The 12289-nt window shown below is 64.9% G+C and carries 7 protein-coding genes and 1 pseudogene; 4 read left to right on the top strand and 4 right to left on the bottom strand.

Annotated elements, in window-relative coordinates; genetic code table 11:
- Positions 1-131: 131 nt before the first annotated feature.
- The gene (gene polA / locus AC0L3S_RS29960; RefSeq protein ID WP_473283211.1) at positions 132-3194 is read right to left on the bottom strand and encodes a DNA polymerase I; all 3063 of its coding nucleotides are present in this window, start codon (positions 3192-3194) and stop codon (positions 132-134) included.
- A gap of 194 nt (positions 3195-3388) precedes the next feature.
- Positions 3389-4456: an acyltransferase family protein gene (locus AC0L3S_RS29955; RefSeq protein WP_473283209.1), complete on the bottom strand. Its 1068-nt coding sequence runs from the start codon at positions 4454-4456 to the stop codon at positions 3389-3391.
- Positions 4457-4649: 193 nt separating this feature from the next.
- Here AC0L3S_RS29955 and AC0L3S_RS29950 point away from each other — a divergent pair, with 193 nt between their 5' ends.
- The 4 genes and pseudogenes from AC0L3S_RS29950 to AC0L3S_RS29935 all read left to right on the top strand — a co-directional run bounded on the left by AC0L3S_RS29950 (position 4650) and on the right by AC0L3S_RS29935 (position 10547).
- Positions 4650-5966 (top strand): UDP-glucose dehydrogenase family protein, encoded by a 1317-nt coding sequence (locus AC0L3S_RS29950; protein WP_473265122.1) that lies wholly within the window; start codon positions 4650-4652, stop codon positions 5964-5966.
- A 146-nt stretch (positions 5967-6112) separates the two neighbouring features.
- Positions 6113-8590, top strand: a complete 2478-nt coding sequence (gene hrpB / locus AC0L3S_RS29945) for an ATP-dependent helicase HrpB (protein WP_473283207.1) — start codon at positions 6113-6115, stop codon at positions 8588-8590.
- An 8-nt stretch (positions 8591-8598) separates the two neighbouring features.
- Positions 8599-8787 (top strand): annotated as a pseudogene (locus tag AC0L3S_RS29940) (hypothetical protein); the annotation flags it as partial.
- A gap of 116 nt (positions 8788-8903) precedes the next feature.
- A complete protein-coding gene (locus AC0L3S_RS29935; protein ID WP_473265124.1) occupies positions 8904-10547 on the top strand; it encodes a lysine--tRNA ligase in 1644 nt (547 codons plus the stop codon).
- A 197-nt stretch (positions 10548-10744) separates the two neighbouring features.
- Here AC0L3S_RS29935 and AC0L3S_RS29930 read toward each other — a convergent pair whose 3' ends face one another.
- Both AC0L3S_RS29930 and AC0L3S_RS29925 read right to left on the bottom strand, forming a co-directional pair.
- Entirely contained in the window at positions 10745-11491 is a 747-nt protein-coding gene (locus AC0L3S_RS29930; protein WP_473283205.1) for a carbonic anhydrase, read from the bottom strand.
- A 93-nt stretch (positions 11492-11584) separates the two neighbouring features.
- Complete coding sequence (locus AC0L3S_RS29925; protein WP_473283203.1) at positions 11585-12238, bottom strand: S24 family peptidase; 654 nt, start codon at positions 12236-12238, stop codon at positions 11585-11587.
- Positions 12239-12289 lie beyond the last annotated feature (51 nt).

Below are 12289 nucleotides of genomic sequence, written 5' to 3'. Positions count from 1 at the left end.
CGCCTCAACGCCAAGGCACGCGATGCGCGCACCGCCTACGCCAATGCAACTTGACAACAGAGATAGTCGCTCACCCGGATCGCAAGAGCGATCCGACCTCTCCCCGCAAGCGGGGTGAGGTAAGAAAAAAATCAGTGCGCCTCGTCCCAATTGTTCGCTGCGCGTGCGTCGACATGCAGCGGCACCGAGAGCAGCACGGCCGGGAACGGCGCGTCCTGCATCACGTGCTGCACGACGGGGAGGGTGGCCTCGACCTCCGCGTCCGGCACCTCGAAGATCAATTCGTCATGCACCTGCAGCAGCATCTGCGCAGATAGCTTCTTCAGGACCAGGGCATCCTCCATCCGCGTCATGGCGCGGCGGATGATGTCGGCGGCGGTGCCCTGGAGCCGGGCGTTGATCGCGGCGCGCTCGTTGAAGGCGCGCACCGAGGCGTTCGAAGCCTTGATGTCGGGATAGTGCATCTTCCGTCCGAACAGCGTGGTGACGTAGCCGTGGCTCCGGCAGAAGTCGCGCGTCTCGTCCATGTAGGCGCGGATGCCGGGAAAGCGCTCGAAGTATTTCTTGATGTAGGCGGAGGCCTCTTCGCGTGCGATGCCGAGCTGGTTGGCGAGGCCGAACGCCGAAATGCCGTAGATGATGCCGAAATTGATCGCCTTGGCGCGGCGCCTGATTTCGCTCGGCATGCCCTTGATCGGCACGCCGAACATCTCGGACGCCGTCATGGCGTGAATGTCGAGACCGTCCTTGAACGCCTGCTTCAGCACGGGAATGTCGGCGATCTCGGCGAGCAGCCGCAGCTCGATTTGCGAATAGTCGGCGGAGACTAGCTTGTGCCCCGGCGTTGCGATGAAGGCGCGGCGGATTTTTCTGCCGTCCTCGGTGCGCACCGGGATGTTCTGCAAATTCGGCTCGTTCGACGACAGCCGGCCCGTCGTGGTCGCGGCCAGCGCGTAGGTTGTGTGGACGCGGTGGGTCCGGGGGTTCACGTAGGTCGGCAGTGCGTCGGTGTAGGTCGATTTCAGCTTCGAGACCTGGCGCCACTCCAGAATTTTCTTCGGGAGGTCGTGGCCCTGCTCGGCGAGTTCGTCGAGCACCTGCGCGGTGGTGGACCATGCGCCGGTCTTGGTCTTGGTGCCGCCGGACAGTCCCATCTTGCCGAACAAGATGTCGCCGATCTGCTTCGGGCTGCCGACATTGACCGGCTCGCCCGCGATCTGCTGGATCTCGGCCTCGACGCGGGCCGCGGTCTGGGCGAAGTCGCCGGAGAGACGCGACAACACCTGGCGGTCGATCGAGATGCCGCGTCGCTCCATGCGTGCGAGCACTGCGACCAGCGGGCGTTCCAGCGTCTCGTAGACCGTCGTCATGTGCTCGGCGACAAGGCGCGGCTTCAGCACGCGCCAGACCCGCAAGGTCACGTCGGCGCCCTCCGCCGACAGCGACGCGGCCTTGTCGATCGGCACCTGGTCGAACGTGATCTTGCCCTTGCCGCTGCCGAGCAGCTCGTTCTCCTTGAGCATGGCGTGACCGAACCAGCGCTCGGACAGCTGCTCCAGCGCGTGCGAGCCGCGGCCGGCGTCGAGCACGTAGGAGATCAGCTGCGCATCGTCGGTGTTGCGCAGTGTGATGCCGTGCTGCGCCAGCATCACCGCGGTGAATTTGACGTCGAATCCGATCTTGAGAATGCCTGGTGATTCCAGCACCGGCCGCAACGCCTCGATCGCATCACTGTGCCTGACCTGGTCGGGCGCGAGGCCGGCGTCGAACAGGCCGGCACCGCCGCCGGACTGCTTGTGCGCCAGCGGCACGTAGCAGGCGTCGTTCGGCGCCAGCGCCAGCGCGATGCCGCAGAGATCGGCCTGCATCGGATCGATCGAGTTTGCCCGGATCTCGACCGCGACATGGCCGGCATCATGGATACGCGCGATGAAGGCGTTCAATTCCGCGAGGCTCTTGATAGCCTGGTACTTGCTGCGATCGACCGTAAGCTTGCGCAAAGCCTCTTCGCGCGCGGCGGCGAGCGAAATCGGCGCGCCCTTCGGGCTCGCGGCCTTGTCCTCCTTGCTCGCCGATGCGTTGCGCTGGCCCACTGGCGCTTGCGCCGGCGCGCCGGTTCCCGGGGCCGGCACGACGTCCGAAGGCGGCAGCGGCGAGAAGACGCTGGCGCCGCTGGAATAGCCCGGATCGGCATCGACGTTGGCCGGATCGATCTGCGAGAACTCGGCGACGCGGCGCGTCAGCGTGGAAAATTCCATCGCCTTCAGGAACGCGATCAGCTTGCGCGCATCGGGTTCGTGGACGGCGAGATCGTCCAGCGGGACTTCGAGGTCGACCTTGTCGTCGAGCAATACGAGCTGCCGTGAGATGCGCGCCTTCTCGGCGTTCTCGATCAGCGCCTCGCGCCGCTTCGGCTGTTTGATTTCGGTGGCGCGGAACAGCAGTTGCTCGAGATCGCCATATTCGACGATCAGCTGCGCCGCGGTCTTGATGCCGATGCCGGGCACGCCAGGAACGTTGTCGGTGGAATCGCCGGCCAGGGCCTGCACCTCCACCACCTTCTCCGGCGGCACGCCAAACTTCTCGATCACCTCGGGGATGCCGATGCGGCGGTCCTTCATGGTGTCGTACATGGTGACGCAATCGGTGACGAGCTGCATCAGGTCCTTGTCGGAGGACACGATCGTCGCGCTCGCGCCGCGCTCGCAGGCCTGCCGCACATAGGTCGCAATCAGATCGTCGGCCTCGAAGCCGACCTGTTCCAGGCAAGGCAGGTCGAAGGCGCGTACCGCTTCGCGGATCAGCGAAAATTGCGGGATCAGATCGTCCGGCGCCGGCGCCCGGTGCGCCTTGTACTCGGGATAGATCTTGTTGCGGAAGGTGATTTCCGACTTGTCGAAGATGATCGCCAGATGCGTCGGCCGGTTGTCCTCGGGCATCTCGCGCAAAAGCTTCCACAGCATGTTGCAGAAGCCGAGCACGGCATTGACCTGCAAGCCGTCGGACTTGCGGTTCATCGGCGGCAGCGCATGGTAGGCGCGGAAGATGTAGCCGGAACCGTCGACCAGGAAGACATGGTCGCCCTTGCCGGCCGCCTTCGCGGCGACGGGCTTGGCAGCAGCTGTCGCAGCAGCGGGTTTGGTTTCGGCCTTGGCGACGGTCTTCGGGGATGTCTTGGGAGATGTCTTGGGCATGGCCGCAATGTATGAATTTTTGCGGACTTTGACAGCCTTGGGAGGGGGATTTTTGGACCCGTGGCGCTGCTATCCCCACTGTCATTCCCCGCGAAAGCGGGGAATCCAGTACGCCGCGGCCTCTCGGCTCAATCACTGACGTCTCGGCGTGCTGGGTCGCCCGGTCAAGCCGGGCGACGACATCGAGAGGGCGGCTATTCCGCCGCCTGCAGCAACGGCCCTGTCTTCTTCGGCGCGATCCAGAACGCATCGGGCCGCTCGAACAGGAAATTGCCGCCAAGGCGCAGTGCGACCTGCCAGATCGCGAGCGAGCCGATCACGCCGACGATGGTCACGATCAACGACACCGCGCCGATGTCGGGAATGATGCCGGTGCGCAAGAGCAGCGTCCGTGTCGCCGCCATCGGCAGGAAGAACGCGAGATAGATCACGATCGAATGCTCGCCGCAGAAACGGAAAACGTTCAACCACTGCACGCGCGCGAGCAGGGTGCCCATCGTAATGATGGCGCAGGCGCCGGCGAAGCCGAGCATGAGCGATACGAATTTCCACTCGCTGGCGCCGAGCATAACCAAGCCGCTATTGACCAGCGTCCATGTCGCGAGCGCTGCCAGCGCCCATGCGGGATGATTGCGCGCGCGGTCCGACAACGCGAACACGTAGGGCGCGAACAAATAGCCCGAATAGAAATAGACGAAACGCGCGCAGAACTCGTCGATCGCGGTCCAGCCCGTTGCGACCCGCGCCGTCTCCAGTGCCGCCGCGATGAGCCAGATCGCGGGCGGAGGGACCAGCCGTGTCAGTTTTGTGACGACGAAGAAGAGCGGCAGGAGGTAGATGAACCACAGCGTGCCGAACGGCTCGACGAAGGACTCCAGATAGAGCAAGCCGGCGTCGCGCCAGCTCGTTTCCGCCGCGAATGCGGGGGCCTTGAAGCCGAACTGGATTGTCACCCAGACGACATAGAAATAGGCGAAATGCACCACCTTGCGGTCGAGATAGGTTCGCCAGTCCCGGTCGATCACCAGTGGCAGGAACAGACCCGAAATCAGGAAGAAATCCGGCATCCGGAATGGCTTCGCGAAGGCCACCAAGACATGCATGAAACCGGTCTCGCCGGCAGCAAGCTCGACCCCCAGCACCGAATGCATCATCACGACCATGACGATGCAGATGCCCTTGGCGTAATCGACCCAATCGACGCGCGCAGCAGCCGGGGCCTTGAGTCCCCCGCTCGCGGCGATTGTGCCTGATGGTGCCATGGTGTCTCTTTTTGAGGCGTGTTCCGCCAGGATCTGCGTGAACGCGGGGCAGTTTGCCGCCTTGCTGCTTACGATTTCTTTACCGGTACAAGTGCTGTGCCGTTTTTTGTACGCGGGCTGTTCCCTCACCCCGGTAAAATGCTAAACCGCCTTGGAATAGGGATTTTGTTAACCAAGCCAAACAGGGTTTTTCATGCGCATTGCTATGATCGGCACGGGCTATGTGGGACTGGTGTCCGGGGCCTGCTTTGCGGATTTCGGTCACGACGTCGTCTGCGTCGACAAGGACGAGAAGAAGATCGCGGCCCTTCATCGTGGCGAGATCCCGATCTACGAGCCCGGGCTCGACGAGCTGGTGGCGACCAACGTCAAGGCCAAGCGGCTGGAGTTCACCACCGATTTGTCCAAGCCGGTCGCGGATGCCGATGCCGTGTTCATCGCGGTCGGCACACCGTCGCGCCGCGGCGACGGCCACGCCGATCTGTCCTATGTCTATGCCGCCGCGAAAGAGATCGCGCAGTCGCTGTCCGGCTTCACCGTCGTCGTGACCAAGTCGACCGTACCGGTCGGCACCGGCGACGAGGTCGAGCGAATCATCCGCGAGACCAATCCCAAAGCCGACGTGGTCGTCGCCTCGAATCCCGAATTCCTGCGCGAGGGCGCGGCGATCCGCGACTTCAAATTCCCCGATCGCATCGTCGTCGGCACCGCCGACGAGCGCGGCCGCAAGGTGATGAGCGACATCTATCGTCCGCTGTCGCTGAACCAGGCGCCGCTGATGTTCACGGAACGCCGCACCGCCGAGATGATCAAATACGCCGCCAACGCGTTCCTCGCGACCAAGATCACCTTCATCAACGAGATCGCCGACCTCTCCGAAAAGGCCGGCGCCAACGTGCAAGAGGTCGCGCGCGGCATTGGCCTGGACAACCGCATCGGCACCAAGTTCCTGCATGCCGGTCCCGGCTTCGGCGGCTCCTGCTTTCCGAAGGACACCAAGGCGCTGATCAAGATCGCGCAGGACTACGATGTGAGCTTGCGCATCGTCGAGTCCGTGCTGGCGGTCAACGAGAACCGCAAGCGCGCGATGGCGCGAAAAGTGAGCCAGGCGCTCGGCGGCTCGCTGCGCGGCAAGACCATCGCTGTGCTCGGCCTCACCTTCAAGCCCGACACCGATGACATGCGCGACGCGCCGTCGATCCCGCTGGTCACCGGCCTGATCGATATGGGCGCGAAGGTGAAGGCCTTCGATCCCGTCGGCATGGAGCAGGCGAAGAGCGAGCTGCCCAGCATCACTTATTGCGAGGACGCCTATTCCTGCGCGGAAGGCGCCGATGCGATCGTGATCGTCACCGAATGGGTGCAGTTCCGGGCTCTCGACCTCGACCGGCTGAAGGCAACCATGGCGCAGCCCGTCATCGTCGACTTGCGCAACATCTACCGCCCCGAGGAGATGGCTGCGGCCGGCTTCGTCTACGAGAGCATTGGCCGGCCGCCGGTGCAGGGCTAGCGATCCAACGTCGCGCATAATTCCGTCATGGCCGGGCTTGTCCCGGCCATCCACGTCTGTTTTCTAGTGTGACGACGTGGATGCCCGGCGGTTTCCGTGCGAAGACGCGCTTCGCGCTTTTGCCGGGCATGACGAATGGACAGGCCTTGCCCCGCAGTTTCGACACGCCCCTCCCGATCGATGCCGTGCTCGACGACCTCTCGCGCACGCTGGAGGCGCATCATGCCGCCGTGCTGGTGGCGCCCCCGGGCGCCGGCAAGACCACGCGCGTGCCACTGGCGCTGCTCGATGCCCCCTGGGCCAAGGGCAAGAAGATCATCGTGCTGGAGCCGCGGCGCATCGCGGCGCGCGCCAGCGCCGACCGCATGGCCAAATCACTGGGCGAACGCGCCGGCGAGACTGTCGGCTATCGCGTCCGCTTCGGCTCGAAGATCTCGCGCGCGACCCGCATCGAGGTGGTGACGGAGGGTATCTTCACCCGCCAGATTCTCGACGATCCCGAGCTGTCGGGCATCGCCGCCGTCCTGTTCGACGAATTCCACGAGCGCTCGCTCGATGCCGACATGGGCCTCGCGCTGGCGCGCGACGCGCAAACCGGCCTGCGCGAGGATTTGCGCATCCTCGTGATGTCGGCAACGCTCGATGGCGCCCGCGTGGCAAGATTGCTCGGCGAAGCGCCCGTCGTCGAAAGCGAGGGCCGCGCCTTTCCGGTCGAGACCCGCTATCTCGGCCGCAAGGCGGACGCGCCGGTGGAGCGACAGATGGCGGATGCGATCGCCTCGGCGCTACGGGCCGATGCCGGCTCGGTGCTGGCGTTCCTGCCGGGCGCCGCTGAAATCCGCCGAACCCAGAACCTCCTCGCCGAACGAGTGCAGGATTCCAGCATCGAAATCGTGCCGCTGTTCGGCGCACTCGACGCCGCCGTGCAGGATCGTGCCATCTCGCCGGCACCCAAGGGCACGCGCAAGGTGGTGCTGGCGACCTCGATCGCGGAGACCTCGCTCACCATTGAGGGTGTGCGCATCGTGGTCGATTCCGGTCTTGCCCGCGTGCCGCGCTACGAGCCCGACATCGGCCTGACCCGGCTCGAGACCGTGCGCGTCTCGCGCGCGGCGGCGGACCAGCGCCGCGGCCGCGCCGGCCGCACCGAGCCCGGTGTCTGCTACCGGCTCTGGGACGAACCTCAGACAGCCTCGCTCGCGCCCTACACCCAGCCCGAGATCCTCAGCGCCGATCTGTCCTCGCTGGTGCTCGATCTCGCGCAATGGGGCGTCGCCGATCCTGCCGCACTGTCGTTTCTCGACCCGCCGCCGCAGCCGGCCTGGAAGGAAGCAAAAAACCTGCTCTCCGAGCTCAACGCGCTCGATGGCGATGGCCGCATCACCGCGAAAGGCAAGAGCCTGCGCGCGCTGGCGCTGCCGCCGCGGCTCGCGCGCATGATCGTGGATTCGCATCGTGCCGGCGAGGGCGAAGCCGCCGCCGAGATCGCTGCCATCATCACCGAGCGCGGGCTCGGCGGCGACAGCGTCGATCTCGAGCACCGTCGGGATCAGTTCCGCCGCGACCGTTCCCCGCGAGCCGCAAGCGCGCGCGACCTCGCGCGGCGCTGGGCCTCGCAGGTGGCGGCGTCAGAGAAGGCGGCGACCGGAGAAGCTGGCCTCTCGACCGGCCTGATGCTGGCCTACGCCTTCCCGGATCGCGTCGCGCGCAACCGCGGCAATGGCAGCTTCGTGCTCGCCAACGGTCGAGGTGCTGCCGTAGATCAAACCTCCTCGCTCGCGCGCGCCCCCTATATCGCGATCGGCGAGATGACGGGCACGGCGGCGAGCGGACGCATTCTGCTCGCAGCGCAAATCTCGCAGGACGAGATCGAACGGCATTTCGCCGAGCATATCGAATCCGTCGAGGAGATATCGTTCGATCGCGGCGCGATGGCGCTGCGGGCGCGGCGCAAGCGCGCGCTGCACGCGATCACGCTCTCCGAGGCGACGCTCGCCGTGTCGCCCTCGGAGGACACTGCGCGCATCTTCGCGGATGGGCTCATCGCCGCCGGACTCGACCGGCTGCCCTGGTCGAAGGTAGCCAAACAATGGCGCGATCGCGTGATGTTTTTGCGCAAGGCCGAGGGCGACAGCTGGCCCGATTTGTCGGACGACGGCTTGATCGCACGGCGCGACGATTGGCTGGTGCCGGCGCTCTACGACAAGATCGCGCTGAAGGACATCTCCGCCGGCGATCTCTCCGACGCGCTGATGGCGTTGTTGCCGTGGGAGATGCGCGCGCGGCTCGACCGCGAGGCGCCGACGCATTTCGAGGCGCCGACCGGCAGCGTGCTCGCCATCGACTATGAAGCCGAGCAGGGGCCGACCATCGCGGTGCGGCTGCAGGAATTGTTCGGCCTCAACACCCATCCCTCGATCGCCGCCGGCAAGGTGCCGCTGGTGCTGGAGCTGCTGTCGCCGGCGCAGCGCCCGGTGCAGGTGACGCGCGATCTTCCTGGCTTCTGGCGCGGCAGCTACAGTGCCGTGCGCTCCGATTTGCGCGGCCGCTACCCGCGCCATCCCTGGCCCGAAGATCCGGCGAATGCGCTTCCGACCCGGCGGGTCAAGCCGCGCGGGACGTGAGGCGCTAGATATGCGAGTGCATCCATGCCCGCTGGCGCAGCTGGAACCTACGGCAATTGACCGTGCGCGGGATTGAAAAAGTCCACGCCGTCGTGCTCTGGTGCGCCCTCACCAACAACATCCTGCAAGGTAACCGCCTCCGCAGCGCAGAAGCGAGAGCTCATCGACGAACTCAGACCCGCCATTTACCGCGATAAAGCAGCCCCACTCCGCTCCGAACGAGCAAAAGCGTCACAAGCTCTGAGGATGAGGGTCTCACAAAATTGCATTCTGCCCGGAAATCGCTATTTTCCGCGCCCCGGAGGCCCCTTAGATGTCCGTTATCGATCTTGCCGCGAACCCGAGCGATCTGCGTGCGCTCGCCGAACAATCCAACGCCTGGCCGTTCGAGCAGGCGAAGGCCATTGTCGCGCGGCTGAAGAAAAGCCCGAAGGACGAGGTGCTGTTCGAGACCGGCTACGGGCCATCAGGCCTGCCGCATATCGGCACCTTCGGCGAGGTCGCGCGCACCTCGATGGTGCGGCACGCTTTTCATGTGCTGACCGAGAACAAGATCAAGACGCGCCTGCTCGCGTTCTCCGACGACATGGACGGGTTTCGGAAAGTGCCCGACAACGTCCCCAACAAGGAGATGCTGGCCGCGCATCTCGGCAAGCCGCTGACCCGCGTGCCGGATCCGTTCTCCAACGAGTACCCGTCGTTCGGGCACCACAACAATGCACGGCTGCGCGCCTTCCTCGATCATTTCGGCTTCGACTACGAATTCGCGAGCTCGACCGACTATTATACGTCCGGCCGTTTCGACGCGACGCTGCTCAAGATGTTAGCTGCCTACGACAAGGTGATGGCGATCATCCTGCCGACGCTCGGACCCGACCGCCGCGCGACCTATTCGCCGTTCCTCCCCATCAGCAAGACCACGGGTGTCGTGCTGCAGGTGCCGATGATCCGCCGCGACGTTGCGGCCGGCACGGTCACCTATCTCGATCCCGATACCAACCAGGAAGTCGAGACGCCGGTCACCGGCGGTAACGTCAAGTGCCAATGGAAGGCCGACTGGGCGATGCGCTGGGTCGCGCTCGGCGTCGATTACGAGATGGCCGGCAAGGATCTGATCGACTCGGTCAAACTCTCCGGCGCGATCGCGAGGGCGCTCGGCGCCACGCCGCCGGAGGGCTTCAACTACGAGCTCTTCCTCGACGACAAGGGCCAGAAGATATCGAAGTCGAAGGGCAACGGCCTCACCATCGACGAATGGCTGCGCTACGCCTCGCCGGAATCGCTGTCGCTGTTCATGTATCGCGAGCCGAAGGCGGCCAAGCGGCTGTATTTCGACGTCATCCCGCGCAACGTCGACGACTACCAGCAGTTCATTGACGGCTTTGCCAAGCAGGACGCCAAGCAGCAGCTCGGCAATCCGGTCTGGCATGTCCACAGCGGCCATCCGCCGAAGTTCGACATGCCCGTCACGTTCCAGCTCTTGCTGACGCTGGTGTCGTCGTCGAATGCGGAGAATGCCGAGACGCTGTGGGGTTTCATTGGCCGCTACCGGCCCGGCGTGAGCCCGCAGACGCATCCCAAGCTCGACGCGATGGTCGGCTATGCCATCAATTATTATCGCGACTTCGTCGCGCCGACGAAGACGTTCCGCGAACCGACCGAGACCGAGCGCGCGGCGCTGCAGGATTTGCGGGATGCATTATCGCAGCTTCCGCAGGACGCCTCGGCCGAGGACATCCAGAACGTCGTCTACGAAATCGGCCGCCGCGAGCCGTTCCTCGATCCAGTCAAGAAGGGCAAGGACGGCCGTCCCGGCGTGACACTCGACTGGTTCAACATGCTCTACCAGGTGCTGCTCGGCCAGGAAAAGGGCCCGCGCTTCGGCTCCTTTGTCGCGGTGTATGGCGTGCAGAACGCGGTGAATATGATCGACGGCGCGCTGGCGCGGAGTGCGTGAGGAACGCATTGCTGTTACGAGCGCAATGCATCTCCCCAAGGTCGTCCCGGCGAAGGCCGGGACCCATAGCCCCAGGAAGAGATTTGGCGAAGGTTGGTAGTCATGAGGCCTTTGGGACCAAGACCGCGACTCTCTGATAGATCACGCGGTATGGGTCCCGGCCTTCGCCGGGACGACGGTGTTGATGGAGCCGCAGCTCAGATCGACCGCAGCACGTAGCGCCGGTTGTCCTTCTGCACCGGGCGCGCGTTCATCGGATAGAGCTTGGCGAATGCGGCGACGTCGGTGGCCGACACCTGGATCGGGTCGGTCAGCAGCAGCCATTCGACCACTTCTGAGCAGGGCGGCGTCGTCAGCGAGCCGGGATAGCGGAAGTAGCTGAGCCTCGTGGGCAGCATGGCGTGAGGATCGATGGCCGCGTCAGCTTTCACGGCGGGGCCTTCCGCGGCCGGCATCGTCTTGACGATCTTGCCGAAGGCCGGGTTCGGTTTGCCCTCGGCCATCAGCACGCCGACCACGGCGAGCCCGCCGGCGTCGTTGCGGTGGACGAAGTGCGCCTCCATCGGAAAATTCCTGCCGCCGATCATGTGCTCGCTCGGCCGGTGGAAATGCACCTGGAGCAGCTTGTATTTGACGTCGCCGAGCGTGAGCGTGCTGCCCTCGGTGAAGTTGAGCTGGATCGTGTGCCCGTTGTTGACGATGGTGTCGGCGCTCTTGCCCCAGTTCAGCTTTAGCGCGGGCAGTTGCGATTTGACCGTTGCCTCGATGTCGATTGGCGATTGCTGCAGGCCGACCGCGCAGGCCTTGTTGGCCGCGTCGAGATCGCCCCATTTGGCGCCGGCGCCTTCATAGCTCCAATGCGTACCTTCGGCGGCGAAGGCCGGCTTGCAGAGCGGACAAAGCGCAAGGCCCGCGAGCGCCTTCAATGCGTGACGGCGATTCATCGTATTCCCCCTAACATGAATTTGCTCGGCAATGAGTGGCGGCAACCTATGCGAGAGAGATGCTGAGTCGCAAGGCTGGCAGGCGAGACGCGATCACTGGCTTGCCCACACGATCCGCGCGATCCAGCCGACCTCACTCGCCGCCATCCTGCGCTCGGCCTGGGAGGCATCGAGCGGCTGCAAGTCCAGAGTCTTTGCGGTGCGGCGCAGCAGCGTCGCCACCGTCACCTCGCCCGCCTTGGTCTTCACCACCACGCGATCCCCTTTGCGGATCGGCGCGCCGGGCGTGACCAGGATGATGTCGCCGTCGCGATAGGCGGGCGCAAGCGCTTCACCGGAAATCTGCAGCGCGAAGCTGTTGTTGTCCTCGGCGGCGGGAAGGGCAAATTCGGTCCAGCTCTTGCCGATGGGAAAGCCGGACTCGTCAAAGGCGCCGCTCGCCCCTGCCAGCGAGAAGCGGAGCAGCGGTACAGAGCGGCCGCCGTCTGCCTCGCCGCCGACCAGCCTGGCAAAAATGTCGATCGAGGAATCTGCCGCTGCCAGCGCTTTCGCGATCGATTCGGTCGAAGGCCAGCGCTCGCGGCCGTCGGAGGTGACGCGCTTGGACTTGTTGAAGGTGGTGGGATCGAGCCCGGCGCGCTTGGCGAGGCCCGACGGCGACAAGCCGGCGCGCGCCGCCAGCCGATCCAGCGCGCCCCAGATCTGGTCGTGAGTGAGCATCCTCTGCGCTTTGGCTTGCCTGACCATGGAAGGTCCAGCCCGTCGCAACTCAGGAAAACTATCCTCGAATCAACCGGT

The organism is Bradyrhizobium sp. Ken01 (assembly GCF_055807355.1).
This window is presented reverse-complemented; position numbering and strand designations above follow the sequence as displayed.